This window comes from Pseudoalteromonas sp. SG44-1, from assembly GCF_014164315.1.
Lineage (GTDB): Bacteria > Pseudomonadota > Gammaproteobacteria > Enterobacterales > Alteromonadaceae > Pseudoalteromonas > Pseudoalteromonas rhizosphaerae.
Map to the genome: position 1 here is coordinate 177,950 of NZ_JACJEW010000001.1, position 18,477 is coordinate 196,426.

Annotated in this window: 17 protein-coding genes; 9 read left to right on the forward strand and 8 right to left on the reverse strand. The window is 40.5% G+C overall.

Going from position 1 to position 18,477, the window contains the following annotated elements; genetic code table 11:
- Positions 1–23 precede the first annotated feature (23 nt).
- Positions 24–677 carry an OmpW family protein gene (locus H5187_RS00750; protein WP_149980817.1) on the reverse strand — a complete coding sequence of 218 codons (654 nt, stop codon included), beginning with the start codon at positions 675–677 and terminating at the stop codon, positions 24–26.
- Between the two features lie 238 nt (positions 678–915).
- Here H5187_RS00750 and H5187_RS00755 point away from each other — a divergent pair, with 238 nt between their 5' ends.
- The 3 genes from H5187_RS00755 to H5187_RS00765 all read left to right on the forward strand — a co-directional run bounded on the left by H5187_RS00755 (position 916) and on the right by H5187_RS00765 (position 4,702).
- Positions 916–2,334, forward strand: a complete 1,419-nt coding sequence (locus tag H5187_RS00755) for an MATE family efflux transporter (protein ID WP_182717071.1) — start codon at positions 916–918, stop codon at positions 2,332–2,334.
- A gap of 281 nt (positions 2,335–2,615) precedes the next feature.
- Entirely contained in the window at positions 2,616–3,803 is a 1,188-nt protein-coding gene (gene dapE, locus H5187_RS00760; RefSeq protein ID WP_182717072.1) for a succinyl-diaminopimelate desuccinylase, read from the forward strand.
- A gap of 227 nt (positions 3,804–4,030) precedes the next feature.
- A complete protein-coding gene (locus H5187_RS00765) occupies positions 4,031–4,702 on the forward strand; it encodes a hypothetical protein (protein ID WP_182717073.1) in 672 nt (223 codons plus the stop codon).
- Positions 4,703–4,825: 123 nt separating this feature from the next.
- On the opposite strand, the gene H5187_RS00770 is transcribed toward H5187_RS00765, so the two are convergent.
- The 3 genes from H5187_RS00770 to H5187_RS00780 all read right to left on the reverse strand — a co-directional run bounded on the left by H5187_RS00770 (position 4,826) and on the right by H5187_RS00780 (position 9,042).
- Positions 4,826–5,533, reverse strand: a complete 708-nt coding sequence (locus H5187_RS00770) for a response regulator transcription factor (protein WP_182739371.1) — start codon at positions 5,531–5,533, stop codon at positions 4,826–4,828.
- A gap of 19 nt (positions 5,534–5,552) precedes the next feature.
- Positions 5,553–7,166, reverse strand: a complete 1,614-nt coding sequence (locus H5187_RS00775) for an ATP-binding protein (RefSeq protein WP_182739370.1) — start codon at positions 7,164–7,166, stop codon at positions 5,553–5,555.
- A gap of 163 nt (positions 7,167–7,329) precedes the next feature.
- Positions 7,330–9,042: a lysophospholipid acyltransferase family protein gene (locus H5187_RS00780; RefSeq protein ID WP_182717076.1), complete on the reverse strand. Its 1,713-nt coding sequence runs from the start codon at positions 9,040–9,042 to the stop codon at positions 7,330–7,332.
- 169 nt (positions 9,043–9,211) lie between these two features.
- Here H5187_RS00780 and H5187_RS00785 point away from each other — a divergent pair, with 169 nt between their 5' ends.
- Both H5187_RS00785 and H5187_RS24505 read left to right on the forward strand, forming a co-directional pair.
- On the forward strand, positions 9,212–10,132 hold the full coding sequence (locus tag H5187_RS00785) for a glyoxylate/hydroxypyruvate reductase A (RefSeq protein WP_182794080.1): 921 nt from the start codon (positions 9,212–9,214) through the stop codon (positions 10,130–10,132).
- A gap of 98 nt (positions 10,133–10,230) precedes the next feature.
- Positions 10,231–10,362 (forward strand): hypothetical protein, encoded by a 132-nt coding sequence (locus H5187_RS24505; protein WP_257325490.1) that lies wholly within the window; start codon positions 10,231–10,233, stop codon positions 10,360–10,362.
- 30 nt (positions 10,363–10,392) lie between these two features.
- Here the strand turns inward: H5187_RS24505 and smrA are convergent, their stop codons facing one another.
- From smrA to H5187_RS00800, 3 genes are all read right to left on the reverse strand, one after another.
- Positions 10,393–10,971 (reverse strand): DNA endonuclease SmrA, encoded by a 579-nt coding sequence (gene smrA, locus H5187_RS00790; protein ID WP_182717078.1) that lies wholly within the window; start codon positions 10,969–10,971, stop codon positions 10,393–10,395.
- Positions 10,972–11,105: 134 nt separating this feature from the next.
- Positions 11,106–11,351 (reverse strand): hypothetical protein, encoded by a 246-nt coding sequence (locus H5187_RS00795; protein ID WP_145237284.1) that lies wholly within the window; start codon positions 11,349–11,351, stop codon positions 11,106–11,108.
- A 99-nt stretch (positions 11,352–11,450) separates the two neighbouring features.
- A complete protein-coding gene (locus H5187_RS00800) occupies positions 11,451–11,900 on the reverse strand; it encodes a hypothetical protein (protein ID WP_149980809.1) in 450 nt (149 codons plus the stop codon).
- 109 nt (positions 11,901–12,009) lie between these two features.
- Here H5187_RS00800 and H5187_RS00805 point away from each other — a divergent pair, with 109 nt between their 5' ends.
- Entirely contained in the window at positions 12,010–12,393 is a 384-nt protein-coding gene (locus H5187_RS00805) for a response regulator (protein ID WP_145237278.1), read from the forward strand.
- 92 nt (positions 12,394–12,485) lie between these two features.
- Here the strand turns inward: H5187_RS00805 and rpsT are convergent, their stop codons facing one another.
- Positions 12,486–12,746, reverse strand: coding sequence for a 30S ribosomal protein S20 (rpsT, locus tag H5187_RS00810; protein WP_145237275.1), 261 nt, complete (start codon positions 12,744–12,746; stop codon positions 12,486–12,488).
- Positions 12,747–13,043: 297 nt separating this feature from the next.
- On the opposite strand from rpsT, the gene murJ reads away from it, so the two are divergent.
- The 3 genes from murJ (at position 13,044) to ileS (ending at position 18,472) form a co-directional block, all read left to right on the forward strand.
- Positions 13,044–14,582 carry a murein biosynthesis integral membrane protein MurJ gene (murJ, locus tag H5187_RS00815; protein ID WP_392352530.1) on the forward strand — a complete coding sequence of 513 codons (1,539 nt, stop codon included), beginning with the start codon at positions 13,044–13,046 and terminating at the stop codon, positions 14,580–14,582.
- A gap of 109 nt (positions 14,583–14,691) precedes the next feature.
- The gene (gene ribF, locus H5187_RS00820) at positions 14,692–15,618 is read left to right on the forward strand and encodes a bifunctional riboflavin kinase/FAD synthetase (protein WP_182717080.1); all 927 of its coding nucleotides are present in this window, start codon (positions 14,692–14,694) and stop codon (positions 15,616–15,618) included.
- Between the two features lie 25 nt (positions 15,619–15,643).
- Entirely contained in the window at positions 15,644–18,472 is a 2,829-nt protein-coding gene (ileS, locus tag H5187_RS00825) for an isoleucine--tRNA ligase (protein ID WP_182794081.1), read from the forward strand.
- Positions 18,473–18,477: the final 5 nt, after the last annotated feature.

An 18,477-nucleotide genomic window follows, 5' to 3' on the forward strand; every position in this document is an offset into this window, starting at 1 on the left:
CATCAGGCCTTTTTAGAGCATGCTTAAAAAGCGTATTTAACCCCTAACATGGCAACTACAGGGTCAATTTTTACTGTTGAAGTGAGGGCTTGCTTGCCACCGGCATACACAGTTGCATCGGTTTCAATATCCATGATTGATACCATTGCGTGTACGCCCCAGTTTTGATCTAGCATGTAATTGAAGCCTGCTTGGGCTACAAAACCAAATGAATTATCAAGCTTGACTTCAACGTTATCGGTACCCAGTACTGTTTTTAGTGCAGCTGAAGGTTGCTCATCAAAAAACACTGTGTAGTTAATACCCACACCAACGAACGGACGAAATGCTGAAGTGCTTTCTAAAAAGTGATACTGAGCGATTAGTGACGGCGGTAATTGCTTAATATCTGCTATTTTATTGCCAGCTAAACCACCTGCGCCATTAACTTCATGAGAAAAGGGTGTTGCAGCAACCAATTCTAGAACCCACTGATCGTTAAATGCATAGTCAACTGTAATACCTAGTTGTGTATCCGAGCTACCTTTTAAGCCTAAACTTGGATCTTCATTGATCGCTGAGCTGCTATTGTCAGGGTTAACATTAATAGCACCGACATTAACGCTTAAGTTTGCACTCGCGAAAGGAGACGCGATTAAAAGTGAGGTGAGTAACGCTGCGCTAAGTTGTTTTTTCATGCTGTTCTCCGAGAACTACTTTTTTGAATTGACGCTATTATCAGCCAAAAAAAAAATATAAAACTGTTCTAGATCAAGCTTTATAACAGGGTATAAAACGGCGCAGCGTTTGTTTGATTTAGATTAAGGTTTACTTAATTGACGTTTAAAATCGATTGACAGTGCACTCTTTTTTATTGCTATTCATCAATAGGTCAGGAAAATAAGTTATAATTGCTGCTTAAAGCAAGGGTATACAATGAACGAAACCAACCATCTTTTTCTGTCTGGCTCTATTAGCAAAGCACTGTTAAAACTTGCAGTTCCTATTATTCTTATCAACATTTTACAATCTGCCTATCAATTAACCGATGCGTTTTGGGTTGGTCGCTTAGGGGCGGCACAAGTTGCAGCGGTGTCAGTAAGTATGCCGGTGACTTTTTTAGTGATTGCGATTGGCTCTGGACTTGCGATGGCGGGGGCAATTTTGTCAGCGCAATATATGGGGGCTGGCCAACAAGATAAAGTAAACCATGTGGCCGCGCAAACAGTGTTAATGGTGACTGTGACAGCCATTTTTTTAGGAGTTATCGGTTATTTGCTATCGCCTTACTTTTTACATTTACTGGGTGTTGAAGATGCCGTTTATAACGATGCTTTAAAATTTATGCATGTGTCATTTGTGGGGGTGGTATTTGTATTTATTTATGCCATGTTTCAAGCCTTAATGCGGGGTATTGGCCAAACCAAGGTGCCATTGATCATTGTTTCCGTAACCGTGTTGCTAAACTTTGTACTCGATCCATTATTTATTTTTGGTTATGGCAGCTTTACAGGTCTTGGGGTGATGGGGGCAGCGCTGGCTACATTGGTGACACAAAGTTTGGCAGCCATTGCTGGCATTGTTATTTTTATGCGTGGTCGCCATGGTATTAAGCTAAAATTATCAAGTTTCATTCCTGATTACAGTTATATCAAACAAGCGTTTTATTTAGGTGCACCAGGCTCTGTGGAGTTGTCAGCGCGTGCATTTGGTTTGATTATCATGTCTTTTTTAGTGGCTAGTTTTGGCACTCAAACCATTGCTTCTTATGGTGTTGGTTCAAATATATTACAGATGGTGATGATCCCGGCTATGGGACTCTCGATGGCTGTGTCGACCTTGGTCGGACAAAACATGGGCGCAGGTAACCCGCAACGAGCAGAGCAAATTACTAAGTTGGCGGTACTTTGGGGATTATGTGGTTTGTCTTTTATTGGGGCGATTGCATTTATATTTGCACCTTACTTAGTGGCATTTTTTATCCCCGATGATCAAGGTGTGATAGCCAAAGGCGCACAGTTTATTCGTGTTATGTGCTTAACTTGGGGCGGAATAGGCGTGCAATTATGTGTGGTGGCTGCATTTAGAGCATCAGGGAACATGCTTAATGCGATGTTGTTGGCGCTGTTTTCTCAATGCGTAGTACAGTTTCCGGTGGCGTATATTTTGTCAAAACACACACATCTGGGCGATCACGGCATTTGGTACTCGTTTGCTGTCACCAATGTGATCGTCGCATCGCTATCGTATTTGTGGTTTTGTCGTGGTCGTTGGCAACAAACAAAATTGACCAAAGATGATAAAGATATCGCTAAAGTTAGCCAAGAAGCATTCATCGAAGAAGGTGCACACTAATACCAATCGACTTAAATATTTAACCATTCTAGCGCGCTAAATAAAGCGCTAACTGCGTTAGTAATTTTTCATTTAAGACTGCATGGATGCAAGAGGTAGAGCAATGCAGGAGCAATTGCCGAGAACAACTACATGTCAAAATCTCTGCCTTGTTATCACTGTATTTTTCTGTCGCTATAAATGGTCAGTAACTTAAAACGATTAGTATAATCCGTGTTTCATAAAGCGGTCATAAATTCAGGTTGTAATGAATACACTCTCTCTTAATAAGGGTGTTAATTATGACTTTAGCTATCCAATCTCACACCACGAATGATGCAATCCACACTGATACTGTGGTCAGTTACCTTCAAAAGCTGATCCAATTTAAATCTGTTACACCACAGCAAGCCGGGGCAATAGACTGGTTAGCAAAGCAGTTAACAGACTTTGGCTTTAACTGTGAACAGTTTACCTTTAATAATGTTACTAACTTAATAGCTAAAGTAAGCTTTGGTGATGGGCCACGCTATGCTTTTTCGGGGCATATTGATGTGGTCCCCGCATCTGGAGGGGCGTGGCGAGCAGAACCATTTTCAGGTGATATTATTGATGGCGCGATTTATGGCCGAGGCGCTGCTGATATGAAAGGGGGCGTTGCCGCCATGTTATGTGCCAGTCGTGCATTACTAGCTAACGTAGCTGCAAAAAAAGGTACTTTTTACTGGTTGATCACCTCTGATGAAGAAGGGGAGGCGGAATATGGTTCACTACTGATTGCCGAGCGTTTAGCGCAACAGGGCATCCAACTTGACGGCTGCATTGTCGGCGAGCCAACCAGTCATTTGCATGTTGGTGATACAATCAAAAATGGCCGTCGAGGTGCACTCTCTGCGCGGTTAGTGATCAACGGCAAAGCAGGGCATGTTGCTTATCCAGAAAACACCATCAATGCAGCTCATCTTAGTGCAGAAGTAATCAAGCGCTTGACTAGCATAACTTGGCAGCGTGACGAGCCAAGTTCACATACGAGCTTGCAAATAACCGGGATTAATATTGCAAATGTGGTCGATAATATGGTGCCAGCACGATGTGAAATGACATTTAATATTCGTTATAGCCATGGTTATAAAAGCAGTGATATAAAAAATGAGATTCAATTCGCGTTAGACGATTTACAAGCTTTGCTGAGTGTGGAATGGGAGCGTCCGTGTGAGCCTTTTTATACGAGTCATCAAACGCGTCGCTGTTTATTGACTCAAGTTGAACAAGCTATTTTTAATGTGACAGGCAGTTATCCTTTATTAAGTACCAGTGGCGGAACTTCTGATGGGCGGTTTTTTGCCAATGACTACACCCAAGTGATTGAATGCGGGGTACGAAATAATACCATCCACCAAGTTAACGAGCATGTGCCTATTAATGACTTACTAAAAATTGAGAAAATATATACACAGCTTTTAGAGCAGGTATTTAGCCGTATCAGCTGACTATAACGCAAGGCCATCATTAAACTGTTCATTATAAACAGACAATTTCTGACAATGTCCGACAAGCGCTGAGAGATGTCTCGTAAAGGATATGCTAACATTTTTTCAGTAAATTTCGCTATTCGAAATAAAATACTTAGTAATTGATTAATAAAAAATTATTAAAGTAATAACAGCGTTTAGTGCGGTTTTTAGCGTTGATAAAATTAAACATTATGGAGATTGTTATGAGCACCAGTAATAAAGGATTTAGTATTGCACTGTTGTTTGGTGTGGCAGCTGCTTTAAGTGGATGTGGTGAAAGCACGGATGAATTAGATGATAAATTAACCCATCAAGCAAATATGTCTTTCATAAATTCATTGGATTATATGGCTGACTTTCATGTCAAAAAAAGGAGTATTAGCACCGGCTACAGTGGTTTATTCGATAGTGATAACATCGCTGCGGGCGATGTAGAGGCCAATGCTGTGGGTAGTCGCTATAACTACAGTTATAAAGTAATCAATAACATGATTAACTTGGGAGTTAAAGATAGTATCAATGCGAATAAAGAGGAACGCATAAATACAACTTTGAGTAATAACGACGATTTATGGGTAATTGCTTGGCAATCTTCAGGTAAGCGGGCTTTGTCTGTCATTGATAAAAAACAAAATAATACTGCAGATGTATTTAATGTGCGTTTATTTGCCAACGGCGAGTATGATGTGTCAATTGATGATAAAAAAGTATTAACTACAAAAAAGGGCAGTGTCACAGCGTTCTTAGCGGTGAGTAATTGTGCTAATGGCCTAAAAGTTGCCAATCAGGCTATCGATTTATGTGCGGGTAATTTTGGCGCTTCATATTTATTAGTTGTCGATAGTAATGGTAAACGAGTAATGGCTGAAGAATAACTTTAGATTAAAACTCCTCTGGTTAGTGTGAAATAGTTGCTGAGATAGATGTATTATCCACAGTCCAAGTCTCTCAAAGGCGCTACTCCCATGTTGGAGATATAGCGCCATATCCACCTAGAACTACCACGCACTAACTACAAATAAGTAGCCTTTGGAACGGATAGTCTTAATTTTTATTGGGTTACGCGCATTATCACCGAGCTTCTTGCGTAACTGGCTAATATGATTATCAACACCACGTTCAATTCCATCATAGTGATAACCTTTTATTTTTTCAACAATGTCACTACGTGACAGAATAACTCCTGCATTTTTAGCAAGCAGTAGCAGTAGGTCATATTCGCCGTCTGTGAGCTGGATATGTTGCGTTGCTAAAGAGACAGTTCGGTTGTGCGTATTAATGATTAATTGCCCAAACGTTATAGACTCTTTCGTTTGTGGCTTTATGGCGAGTGGATCTGTGGGATGTCCACGTCTTAAAAAAGCTTTAATTTTTGCCAGTAGTAAGCGAGGTTTCACCGGCTTTAATAAATAATCGTCGGCACCAATTTCAAGCCCTACAACCTGATCAATTTCTTCTTCTCGTGCAGTAAACATCAAAATATAGCCGCTGTATGACTGCCTTACTTCGCGGCATACCGTTAAGCCATCCTTGTTCGGTAACATAACGTCAAGCAGCACCAGAGCTGGCTGCCACTGAAGAATACGGGAGACCGCATGCTTGCCATTTGATTCTATTTCAACCTGATAGCCTTCAATCGTTAAATACTCTTGAATTGACTCAGCGAGCGGTAAATCATCTTCTACCACTAAAATCTTTGTTTTCATTTCTTGTTCTCTATGTGGATTATCGATGTGTGCGTTTGGCAGGCCAATTTAGTATGAAACATGCACCACCTAAGCTGGATGGCTCAACACTCGCGGTTCCTTCATGCCAGCCTAAAATTTGTTTAACGATTGCAAGGCCTAGTCCGGTTCCACCGACTTGCAAATTACGACTTTGATCTTCTCGATAGAATGGTTCAAATACCTTCTCAGCACAGGGTAAAGGAATACCATCACCGTTATCAGCAACACAAATCAGCCAGCCTTTTGCGGTTTGTTCATAGCTTACTTGAATATGGTTTCTTCCATACGCTATGGCATTGCGCATTAAATTACTTAATGCACGGCTCATATAAAACTTATCAATCATTGCATGGCAAACGCCTTGTTCAAGTAAAACAATCTCAGTATCAGGGTTGGCTTCTTGCCAACAGATTAACTCTTGTTTTATCCAATGATTAAGTTCAACGGTTGCAAATGTAAGAGTGGGTATTTCGCGCTCAAATCGAGCATGTGTAAGCATTTCTGACACTAATGAATTTAGTTCATTCAAAGATAATTCAATCCGCTCTAGTTGCCCTAGTTGATAGTCATTGGTTGTACTATTTCTAAGTAATTCAACATTGAATTCAATGCGTGCGATGGGAGTTCGCAATTCATGTGATACAGCATTGATCAGAGTTTTATGAGAAGAGATAAGGCGTTGTATTTTTTCGGCCATGGTATTAAACGTTTTGGACAAGTGGTTTAGATGGCTAAAACGAATTAGCTTAGCGCGAGCATCAAATTTACCTTGTCCAAGTAATATCGCCACTTTATTGAGCGATAACATAGAGCGCCAGCCAGGAATTAACCATATTATAATTGGTATAAGCAGAAAAAAGCCGAATATAAAATAAAAGATACTTAACATGTACACCACTTTGCCCTTTAGTTGAGGGCTAAAAGGGCCAAGTACAATTACTTTATCGCTATTTTTGATGCGCTGTACGGCAATGTCAGCGGGATAGCCAATAAAATCAGAATCCGCAGTTGATATGGTCACAATAGCTCCTGTTTTTAATTGGGCTATTTGTTGCTCTGTGTAAGTTAACTCACTCAATGTCATCAGTGCAACGGGATATGTAAAAGCATCACTGAGCGAATCAATTATCGACGGCCAGCTCTGCTGTGGGTGTTGCATCAGCATATTATTCAGTAGGTAAAAAGAGCCCATCATCCAACGTTGCGCTTCGTTGATCAGATGCTTAGGAACCGTATTGGGTTTTACAATTACTAATAGCTGTTCGTCATCTATTTTTCGATATGCTAAATCTGCTTGCGGATCACCCCAAATTTTATCCTCTGCGAGCCAAGATTGTTGCTCACTTGAAAAATCATTTTGTTGATAGTCTTGTAAAGTAAGTTCAAAGCCAAAATTAGCTTGTATGTTTTGTAAGTAGGCCATTCTCTGGTGTTTAGGTATGGATTGTAATTGTTGTGCAAGAAGATCCGTAGAGCCTGATGTTAAAAACTCTAAAGCCCATTTTTCAGTAGGGTATCTGACGTTACTTTCAAAATGAGGTATCACCAATAATTGAATGCTAACTACCGAAAAAATAATGATAAAAGCTAAAAATAGCAGGGACCTTTTCATAGCTGTTCTGTCAACAATTTGTGTACAACCACTTTATCATATCTGCACATAAAAACTACTTTTGATAGCATACTGCGAGCGCAAATTCACGTTACGGATCAAAAGTAGGTTTAGTAAATAAGCTAGATGGCTGGTCGCTGTTATTTTATACACCTTTGCGTTCTTAGTTCTTTCCTAAATATCTTTTTGCTTTGCCTGCTTTTACTTTTTCAAGATCAACAAGCACTAAGCCATCAATACAATTATTGAAATCAGGATCAACACTAAAACTTAAAAACTGTACGCCGCCAGGCTCACATAGTTCGGTGTATTGTTTAAATAAAGTGGGTACTTGGGCACCCATGTTTGCGAGCACATGTTTGAGCTCAACAAAGTCTTCTTTGACATCATTACCGCTAAATAGATTTGCGCACTGTATGAGTTGCTGCTCTGTGAGTTTGAACTCATTATTAGGTGTAGCAATAACCTGCTTAGCGCCGTAATAATGCTGATAATAATGAACTAACATGGCTTTGGCAGGTTCTGGCAACGCGTTCGAGACACTGACTGCGCCGTAGAGGTAGCGATACTGAGGATAATTTTTCACAAACGCGCCAATCCCATACCATAAATAATCAAGACTTTTACGACCCCAGTATTTAGGTTGTACAAAGCTGCGACCCAGTTCAATACCTGCAGCAAAGTAAGGAGTCATTGCATCACTGTAAGAAAATAAGCTATCAGTATATAAACCTTTGCGGCCGTGTTTATCAATAATAGCTTGAGCACAAGCAAGTCGGTATGCGCCAACCAATTCAAGTTGTGAGCCGTCCCATAAAACCAAGTGCTGATAATCCATATCGTACTTATCAATATCACGACGCTTACCACTGCCTTCACCAACAGTGCGAAACGAAATCTCTCGTAACCGGCCAAGCTCTCTGAAAATCGCTGAGCTGCCTTGATATTGATAAAGGTATATCTGCATGCCGTCTTGAGTTGTGCCTAATAGCTCACACTGTTCGATGGCTTTTTTTAGTTCCTTGCGGCATTCTGAGGAGGCGATGGGTGCTTGTGTTTTAAGCGGTAAGGTTTTCTTTGAGGTAAGTGCATAAAGCTGCTTACGGATCAGATTGACTACTTCTTTGTCTTTGAGGTTTTCAATTAAATAAGACTCTGGAGGTATCGATGCGCCAATTTCAAACTCTAATGATTTTTGTCGTTGTTTAAACATTTCTTTAACCAGTAATAAACTCGCTAAAGGCTTGTAAATCATCGATGTGCCATAAAAAAGTGGGCTATTTTTGGCTTTAATAAAAATCGGTAAAATTGGCGCATTGGCTTTTTTTGCGATCCGTAAAAAACCACTATTCCACTTGCAATCTTTAATTCCGGTAGGGCTTAAACGCGACACTTCACCTGCTGGGAAAATGAGAATGGCCCCAGCTTCTTTAAGGTGCTGGTGGATATTATTGAGTTCTTGCTTTTTACTGTCACCCGATAAATTATCGACCGGCAGTAATAATGAGTGCATTGGCGTAACTGACATTAACATGCGATTGGCAACGACCTTTAAATCCTTACGAACACTTGATAATACTTTAATTAATGCCAGTGCATCTAAAGAGCCAATAGGGTGGTTAGCAACAATAACTAACTTACCCTCACTAGGAATATTCTCAATCTGCTTTGGCTTGTAGCGAGTATCAAAATCTAGTTCATCCAACACTTGCTCAACAAACTCAATGCCTTGTAAGTGCGGGTAGGCATCACCAAATGCAACAAATTCTTGTTCGTGAAGCAAATAACCTAACCCTTTTTTAACTAAACTTTTTACTTTAGGTGAGTTTTCTAATTGTGGTAGATTTGCTGCGATTACTTTATCAACACTGATCATAATTACCTCGTTTGCATATGGTGATCAATATATCGCCAGAGTAAAAGCTTGCCATGACAATTAGGTTGCAGTTGTGTGACTTTTTAAAGAGCCGAGCAGTAATTCGATTAGATTAAATGTTTTAACAAAGGTTATACTCTTTGCAAATCAACAACTCTATAGGCATAACATGAGCGTACTCGTTGCGATTAGTGGACGTGATTGCAGTAAAATTATTACTGCGTTAGCGACTAAATTACCCGATGTAAAAATTTCACAGTGGCCAGATTGTGATAACTTAGAGGATGTTGAATTTGTGCTTGCTTGGCTGGCACCTGCAGATATGTGGGCACAACTACCAAATTTAAAAGTAGTTTCTTCATTTGGCGCAGGGGTCGATAGCATTGATTTAAACTTACTCCCTGACAATGTCGTTGTGACACGCATCGTTGATGAAAATTTAGCTCATGATATGGCAGAGTATGTGCTTACCCATATTTTAGCGCATAAGTTAAGGCTTAAAGACTATGTGATTAAGCAACAACAACGACAATGGCTGCCAAAACGCGCTTATAGTCATAATCATGTTGTGATTTTAGGTTTTGGTGAGTTAGGACAAAGCTGCGCTAAACGTTTACTGGCTAATAATTTTACCGTAAGTGCATTTTCACAAAACCCTAAAAATATACCCGAAGTAAATTGTATTCATCAAGCAAGTGAGTTACCGAGTTTGTTAGCACAAGCTGATTATCTCGTGTGTTTATTTCCACTAACCACGCAAACGAAGGGCTTTATTAATCGCAACTTATTAATGCAGCTACCAAGTCATGCCGTGCTCATCAATGTAGCGCGAGGCCAGCACGTCGTTGCAGACGATTTACTTTGGGCATTAGATAATCAAATTATAAGAGGAGCAACATTGGATGTTTTTGCACAAGAGCCATTAGCTGCAGAGCATCCTTTTTGGCATCATTCAGCGGTTACAATGACTCCCCATTGCGCGGCATTGTCTGATCTGGAAACTGTAACGCAGCAGATTGCTAATAATGTACAACGTATGAAAACAGGCCTTAAATTAAATAATCAGGTTGATAGAACAAAAGGTTATTAAAAGTTCAGCGACAATAGCGTAGTACATCTTGTTAACATCTGTAATTTTAGTTAGTCTAGGTAATTCAAAAAACACTAACAATAATAATAAGGTGTACAATGAAACAGCATCAAACAGGCGTTAAATTTAGCATTATCGTTATTTCAGTGGTCTTAATGGGTGTGTCTGCATGGTTTAATCAAGCTAATGCAAGTGAACAAGCCCCCGTTTTACAAAGCCAAACAGAATAAATAGAACCAACAATTGATATCGAAGCCGGGTTAGCGTTTACTATGACGCTCCCGGTTCTCACTCTTCTTCTCATCACTTTTTTTAATTAAGACATAGCTTGCACCACTGCCACCATGATGCCTAAGCGCACTATGAAAGGCTAATACGCAGTCAATTTCTTGTAGCCATTTATTGGTATAACTTTTTAACACCCCAGGGATCTTTTTATTTTTGATACCAGTGCCGTGGCGGATCACTACCACACGAATATTACTTTTTTGGCAATCAGTTATAAATTCAAATAAGGCTTGGCGTGCGTTTTTTAGTGTTTGGCCATGTAAGTCAAGTGTCGCATCAAGCTGATACTTAGCTAATCGAAGATTTTTAAATACAGCATCTTGCACTCCCGCATTTTTATAACTCAATAGTGCATTAGGCTCTAATAGCTCGACTAATTCACTACGTAGATAATTTTCATCGATGTTTAAATTTAATTCTGCGGCTTTGCGTTTTTGTTGCTGGGCTAAAGAGGGGCCAGTTAAGTGTTGTGATGGTTCGATCGTATCGTGATCTAGGCGAGCAACGTCTTCCATAGACGTTAAAAATAAATCAGAGTCAGTTAAAGGCATAGTGATACCCAAAGTAGCATAATACGCCGATGATTTTAACTTAGTTCATTTTGCTGCCCAAGTTCTATTCGCGCAAAAAAATACCCTACCGAGCAAAGCCCGGTAGGGTACATAAAATTATCTAGGGAGAGATATTAATTTTGCGGCACATTTAATTGCCCAAAGGTATAAACCTTGAACAAGTAAAACGTGTTTATCAACACTAAACTCATGTTTGAAATAACACTCGACGACATTAAATCCAAGCTAAATGACAAAAACAGTAAAGCACAGGCGCTGATCGCCGCTACACGCAGTATTGTTAATTGATTGATAAAAAACGCCCCTAATCCTAGGGCTAACAGGATAATATTTAAAAGCCAATCTAGCTCGTTTAGCATGGTTGTATCGTTGTTCAAGTGTTGAAAAAAGGAGCGCCATTATGTTGATATTTTGCGCACCTTTCAACCAAGTAATTTTATATTTTCAGATTAGTTTTTTTAATCCAAAATTAATTTTTGTAATGCAGAAAAAAAGCCGGCTTGTTCGGTTACTCGATATTTTTGACAAGTATCTGGTTGCTTATTGTTTTGACATAAATAAAGGCTATTACGCGCTAAATCGGCATTTGGCTGCAAATTTGAGTCAAATAACATGGCGCCATAACCAAACAGTCCCGGCCAATATACACTTTGCGTTACTAATCCTAATTTTTCATAGGTTAATAACTGTGGTTTGGGGATAACTAAAATAGTAAACACAATAACACCCGCTACAATAATGCCTGTGCGGCTTTTTTTTGTTTCAGCTAATTCACTACTAGCAGTTTGTGTTTGTGCTTGCGTGACGTTTGCCTGAGCAGGCGCTTTTCGCTTGTTAGTTGGTGCCGTTGGTTTTTTTCGTTGAGGCGTTTTTCCTAGCAAGGATTGTTTTTTTATATTATTTGACATAAAGCAAATCTGGCCTTTTAAGCAGAGCTCTCTATAATGAGATTATTAAATTAGAAAAGTTATTAAGCATAATAACTTAAACCTAGTTCATAACCTACGGGGATCAACAATGAATACGCAGCTTTCAATTTTAATAGTGGATGATGTGGGAACAGTGCGCAGCTTTCTCCATCAAACATTAATGCACTTAGGTATTGAAAATGTTAGAGAAGCGTCGACAGCTGCGCAATGTATAAGTGCTTGCCAAGCGGCCGATTATAATATTATTTTTTTAGATATTGAGTTGCCAGACGGTGATGGTAAAGAGATTATCGCGCAGATCAATGAAATAAACCCACAAACTAATGTCGTTATGGTATCGGCTCACTCAACGGTTGAGAATGTTAAAGATGCAATCGATAAAGGGGCTAAAGGATTTGTGGTAAAACCATTTACACCGAAGAAAATAGCGGCAATGTTGAAAAAGTTTTATCCAGAATTAGACGTTGTTTAACGCAACAACAGTGTTTAAATAATTTTAAGCGTTAAATGATAGATATAAAAAAACCGGTCAAGACCGGTTTTTTATATTCTAGCAAAAACAAATTATAGCGCTTTGATCTTAGCTGCTATGCGGCTCTTATGACGAGCTGCTTTGTTTTTGTGAATTAGACCTTTAGTTGCATAACGGTCTAAAATAGGTGTAGCAACTGCGAAAGCTTGCTGTGCAGCTTCCTTGTCGCCCGCTTCAATAGCAACAACTACTTTTTTGAAGTATGTACGCATCATTGAACGACGGCTTGCGTTATGCTGACGGTTTTTTTCGCTAGTGATAGCGCGTTTTTTTGCAGACTTGATGTTAGCCAAGGTTTGCTCCTAACAATCTTAAAATAAGCTTAATTTAAAGGCCGTGGAATATGCCTTTTTTAATCGTGAATGTCAATAAAAATTTGACATACCAAGAAAAACTGCTCCTATATAACGAACATCAATTTGCCGCTCTAGCACAGTTAATACCGCTATTGTAACAAAGGCGGTGAGTTCAGCCTAGTGCTTTAGAGCGATTTATAAAAAAGACTGTGGCATAATTGGTTTTATCGTTGGTTTTAAAGCAGGTTTAGTGTGGCAAAAGGATTATTTCGTTCCGGTATGATTGTAAGTGCAATGACAATGATATCGCGTGTTTTAGGATTAGTGCGAGATGCTGTTGTCGCAAATTTACTTGGCGCAGGTGCTGCCGCCGACGTTTTTTTATTTGCTAATCGCATTCCCAACTTTTTACGCCGCTTATTTGCTGAAGGGGCATTTGCGCAAGCATTTGTGCCCGTTTTGTCGGAAATCAAACAGCAACAAGGAGACGACAAAGTCAGGCTGTTTGTTGCTCAAGCCGCTGGCACACTTGGTACTATTTTATTGGTTGTAACTATAATCGGTGTAATTGCATCGCCAATTATTGCAGCACTATTTGGTACTGGGTGGTTTATTGAGTGGTGGCAAGGTGGCCCAGACGGTGAAAAATTTGTATTAGCCAGTAGTTTACTTAAGCTAACGTTCCCTTATTTATTTTTTGTAAGTCTTGTTGCACTCAGTGGCGCGGTGATGAATGTTTATAATCGTTTTGCTGTTGCGGCCTTTACGCCAGTGCTGTTGAATATTTCGATTATTGCCTGTGCAATCTTATTACACGATAAATTCTCGGTTGGTGCTTATTCGCTAGCTATTGGTGTGTTTGTCGGTGGAGTGGTGCAGTTATTGTTTCAATTGCCGTTTCTGTACCGAGCGAAAATGCTCAGTAAACCACGTTGGGCCTGGCAAGACGAAAATGTAAAAAAAGTCCGTAAGTTAATGTTACCGGCTTTGTTTGGGGTATCTATTAGTCAAATTAATCTACTGCTTGATACCATGATTGCGTCATTGTTAATGACAGGGTCAATTGCTTGGTTATATTATTCTGACCGGCTAATCGAATTTCCACTGGGGTTATTTGGCATTGGTATCGCGACGGTTATTTTACCTGCGCTATCTAAATTACATAGCAGCGAAAAAAGCAGCGATTTTCAGCACACCTTAGATTGGGGAGTGCGGTTTGTGATCTTTTTAGGCTTACCTGCGATGATTGGTTTGATGATCATTAGCCCGTTAATCATCTCTGTATTATTTGATCATGGCGCGTTTAGTCAAGGTGATGTCGATCATGTTCAGGCCGTGAGTTTAGGGGTGATGGCTTACTCTGTTGGGCTTGTCAGTTTTATGTTGATCAAAGTTTTAGCGCCGGGATTTTATGCACGTCAAGACACTAAAACTCCGGTGCGTATTGGCATTATTACGCTGGTGTTGAACATGGTTTTTAATATTATGTTAGCACCGTTTATAGGTTACTTAGGATTGGCGCTTGCGACTTCAATGTCGGCCAGTTGTAATGCGTATCTGCTTTATCGTCAATTAAGCAAAGAGCAGGTTTATCAGTTTTCGCGTTTTAGTTTATTGTTTACCTGCAAATGTTTGCTCGCCGCTTTATTGATGGGGGCTGTAGTTTGGTACGCTGCGACACAGTTTTTATGGCGTCAGTGGCATTTTAGTGAGCAAGTTGTTTTATTGATAGGTTTACTCGCTCTGGCAGGGGGGGTGTACTTTTTAGTGTTGTTTTTACTCGGGGTAAGACTAAATACCATAAAAAACGTTGTTAGTGCTCAATCAGACTAAAAAAATCAACTGAAACTCGCATCTTGAGGTGGTTTGGGTATAATCGGTGATTCTGTAACCCAAGTGAAATTTTACTCGGTACATAACGCTTACAAAGGCATTAGGTGGCATGGAGTTAATTAGAGGTATCCACAATATTCGCACACAGCATTATGGTTGTGTGTTGACCATTGGTAATTTTGATGGTGTGCACTTAGGTCATGGTGAAGTACTCAATGGATTACTCAATGACGCTAAAAAATATAACTTACCGAGTACGGTAATGTTATTTGAGCCTCAGCCACAAGAGTTTTTTGCCAAAGATAATGCGCCAGCTCGATTAACGCGGTTACGCGATAAGCTAGGTCTGTTAGCAAAGTTAGGCGTTGAACGGGTAATTTGTATTAGTTTTAATCAGCAATTTGCCAATATGGAAGCAGAGCAATTTGTAACAGAGATACTGATCAACAAGTTGGGTGTCAAAGCGCTAACCGTAGGTGATGATTTTCGCTTTGGTAAAAGACGTCAAGGTGACTTTAATTTACTAAAAAAAATGGGCCTCGCGGCTCATATGGATGTAAAAAGCACCGCGAGTTTTCGGCAATTAAATGCTAGAGTAAGCAGCACCTTGATCCGCCAAGCATTAGCTGAAGGTCAGTTAGCGCAAGCCAAAGCGATGCTAGGTCATGATTACGCAATATCAGGGCGAGTGATTCATGGCTGGAAACGCGGTCGTGAATTAGGGTTTAGGACTGCAAATATTGCGTTAAAGCGGCAAGTATGCCCTGTAAATGGGGTGTTTGCGGTACAAGTAACGTTAAACGATAAAACAGTGTATGGGGTTGCAAATATTGGCAACAAACCCACATTTAATGGAACACGCGCATTATTAGAAGTTCATCTGTTCGACTTTGCGCAAGATATTTATGGACAGTTTATGCACGTGGAGTTAATTAAAAAGCTTCGCGATGAGAAAAAATTCGAGACATTAACACAATTGACGGCACAAATAGCAACTGATGTTGCTGCCGCTAAACAGTGTTTTGGTTTAAATTAGGTAGCCGATACGGAAACTAGGATTAATGAGCGACTACAAGCATACTTTGAATTTACCGGAAACGACGTTTCCAATGCGCGGCAATTTGGCACAACGTGAGCCAAAAATGCTTAAGACATGGTATGAAGACGACCTGTACGGTCAAATTCGCAACGCTAAGAAAGGTAAAAAAACCTTTATTTTGCATGACGGCCCTCCGTATGCGAACGGCGATATCCATTTAGGTCATTCAGTAAATAAAATTCTAAAAGATATTATTGTTAAATCAAAAACCTTATCTGATTTTGATGCGCCTTACGTACCTGGTTGGGATTGCCATGGTCTACCGATTGAATTAATGGTAGAGAAAAAAGTGGGTAAGCCAGGCGTGAAAGTCACGGCTGCAGAATTCCGTGAGAAATGTCGTGAATACGCGAAAAAACAAGTTGAAGGCCAAAAAGTTGATTTTAAACGTTTAGGCGTATTTGCTGATTGGGATAAGCCTTACTTAACCATGAATTTTGACTTCGAAGCAAACGCAATTCGTGTGCTTGGACGTATCATCGAAAAAGGCCATTTACACAAAGGCGCTAAGCCTGTGCATTGGTGTACTGATTGTGGTTCTGCATTGGCCGAGGCTGAGGTTGAATATCAAGATAAGCAATCACCAGCGATTGATGTGCGTTTTGAATTTGTTGATCAAGCGGCCGTTGTTAGTGCCTTTGATTTAAAAGCCGATCATGAAGGTAAAGGTACAGTCAGTACAGTGATCTGGACAACTACACCATGGACACTGCCAGCTAACCGTGCGGTTGCCGTGCATGCTGAACTAGAATATGCCTTAGTGCAAGTTGATGATGACGGCGCGCAGCAGCGTTTGATTATAGGGTCAGAGCTAGTTAAAGATGCAATGGATCGCTACGGCTTTAAGCACTTTCACGTATTAGGTTATGTAACGGGTTCAGCACTTGAAAATTTACAAGTGGCGCATCCATTTTACGATTTTAATGTACCAGTGATTGTGGCCGATCATGTTACTACTGATTCTGGTACGGGTATCGTGCATACAGCACCTGGCCACGGTCAAGAAGATTTCGTGGCAGGTCTACAATACGGCTTAGAGGTGGCTAACCCGGTTGGTGCAAATGGTGTTTATTTACCTGACACTGAGCTTTTTGCAGGTCAACATGTATTCAAAGCCAATGCGAGTGTAGTTGATGTGCTGACTGAGCGTAATGCGCTTATGCATCACCATGCCTTAACGCACAGTTACCCGCATTGCTGGCGTCATAAAACGCCAATTATTTTCCGTGCAACGCCGCAGTGGTTCATTAGTATGGATCAAGCTAATTTGCGCCAAGATTCATTAAAAGAGATTAAAAACACTCAGTGGTTGCCAGAATGGGGCGAAAGCCGCATAGCAAACATGGTTGAAGGTCGCCCGGATTGGTGTATTTCGCGTCAACGTACCTGGGGTGTTCCAATTGCACTGTTTGTTGATAAAGACACCGGTGCTCTTCATCCTGATACTCAAGCTTTGATTGAAAAAGCAGCCCTGCTGGTTGAAAAATCCGGTATTCAAGCATGGTACGACTTAGAGCCTGCAACTTTACTTGGTGAAGCTGATGCTCAGCAATACATGAAAGTGCAAGATACATTAGATGTATGGTTTGATTCTGGTGTAACGCACGCCTGTGTGGTTGATGCTCGTGAAGATTTAGTTGGTCCAGCTGATTTATACTTAGAAGGCTCAGATCAACACCGCGGTTGGTTTATGTCATCAATGATGACGTCAGTGGCAATTAATGGTCATGCACCATATCGTCAAGTGCTAACTCACGGTTTCACTGTGGATGAAAACGGCCGTAAGATGTCAAAATCGCTAGGTAACGTTATTTCACCACAGAATGTGATGAATAAACTCGGTGCAGATATTTTACGCTTGTGGGTTGCTTCAACTGATTACACTGCAGAAATGACCGTATCAGATGAAATCTTCAACCGTTCTGCGGATCGCTACCGTCGTATTCGTAACACTAGCCGTTACTTACTCGCTAACTTAAGTGGTTTTGATCCTAAAACTGACCAAGTAGCTATTGATGACATGGTTGAACTTGATCGTTGGATTGTTGGCCGTGCGGCGCAATTACAAGATGAAATTTTGGCGGCTTACGAAAGTTACCAAATGCTCCAAGTAACGCAAAAGCTAATGAACTTCTGTACTGGTGAGCTTGGTTCATTCTATTTAGATGTGATCAAAGACCGTCAATACACAGCGAAAAGCGATAGTCATGCCCGTCGTTCATGTCAAACAGCTCTATATCATATTGCCGAAGCTATGACGCGCTGGATGGCGCCAATCATGAGCTTTACCGCGCAAGAGATTTGGCAAGCACTGCCAGGTGAGCGTGACCAATATGTGTTTACCTCAGTTTGGTATGATGGCTTAAAAGCGGTTGGCGAAGGCCAGTTTAGTAATGACGATTGGTTAACGATTCTTACTGTGCGTGATGAAGTAAACCGTGTGTTAGAAGGTGCACGTAAAGAAGACGTGATCGGTGCGACACTCCAAGCTAATGTGAATATTTTTGCCAATGCAGAGCTTGCAGCTAAATTAGCAGCTTTGGGTGATGAGCTTCGCTTTGTATTCTTAACATCTAACGTTACTGTTACAGCCGTTGATACACAACCAGATGCAACTCAAACAACTGAAATTGAAGGCTTATACATCAGCGTATCAGCTACCGACGCACAAAAGTGCGAACGTTGTTGGCATTACTGTGATGATGTAGGTGCAAATCCTGCGCATCCAGAAATTTGTGGTCGTTGTGTTAGCAATGTAGATGGCGAAGGCGAAACACGCCAATTCGCATAGGAGTA

Excerpts from the sequence above, each read along its gene's own strand:
- H5187_RS00750 (WP_149980817.1), bottom strand. The coding sequence starts at position 677 with ATGAAAAAACAACTTAGCGCAGCGTTACTCACCTCACTTTTAATCGCG.
- H5187_RS00755 (WP_182717071.1), top strand. The coding sequence starts at position 916 with ATGAACGAAACCAACCATCTTTTTCTGTCTGGCTCTATTAGCAAAGCA.
- dapE (WP_182717072.1), top strand. The coding sequence starts at position 2,616 with ATGACTTTAGCTATCCAATCTCACACCACGAATGATGCAATCCACACT.
- H5187_RS00765 (WP_182717073.1), top strand. The coding sequence starts at position 4,031 with ATGAGCACCAGTAATAAAGGATTTAGTATTGCACTGTTGTTTGGTGTG.
- H5187_RS00770 (WP_182739371.1), bottom strand. The coding sequence starts at position 5,533 with ATGAAAACAAAGATTTTAGTGGTAGAAGATGATTTACCGCTCGCTGAG.
- H5187_RS00775 (WP_182739370.1), bottom strand. The coding sequence starts at position 7,166 with ATGAAAAGGTCCCTGCTATTTTTAGCTTTTATCATTATTTTTTCGGTA.
- H5187_RS00780 (WP_182717076.1), bottom strand. The coding sequence starts at position 9,042 with ATGATCAGTGTTGATAAAGTAATCGCAGCAAATCTACCACAATTAGAA.
- H5187_RS00785 (WP_182794080.1), top strand. The coding sequence starts at position 9,212 with ATGAGCGTACTCGTTGCGATTAGTGGACGTGATTGCAGTAAAATTATT.
- H5187_RS24505 (WP_257325490.1), top strand. The coding sequence starts at position 10,231 with ATGAAACAGCATCAAACAGGCGTTAAATTTAGCATTATCGTTATTTCA.
- smrA (WP_182717078.1), bottom strand. The coding sequence starts at position 10,971 with ATGCCTTTAACTGACTCTGATTTATTTTTAACGTCTATGGAAGACGTT.
- H5187_RS00795 (WP_145237284.1), bottom strand. The coding sequence starts at position 11,351 with ATGCTAAACGAGCTAGATTGGCTTTTAAATATTATCCTGTTAGCCCTA.
- H5187_RS00800 (WP_149980809.1), bottom strand. The coding sequence starts at position 11,900 with ATGTCAAATAATATAAAAAAACAATCCTTGCTAGGAAAAACGCCTCAA.
- H5187_RS00805 (WP_145237278.1), top strand. The coding sequence starts at position 12,010 with ATGAATACGCAGCTTTCAATTTTAATAGTGGATGATGTGGGAACAGTG.
- murJ (WP_392352530.1), top strand. The coding sequence starts at position 13,044 with ATGACAATGATATCGCGTGTTTTAGGATTAGTGCGAGATGCTGTTGTC.
- ribF (WP_182717080.1), top strand. The coding sequence starts at position 14,692 with ATGGAGTTAATTAGAGGTATCCACAATATTCGCACACAGCATTATGGT.
- ileS (WP_182794081.1), top strand. The coding sequence starts at position 15,644 with ATGAGCGACTACAAGCATACTTTGAATTTACCGGAAACGACGTTTCCA.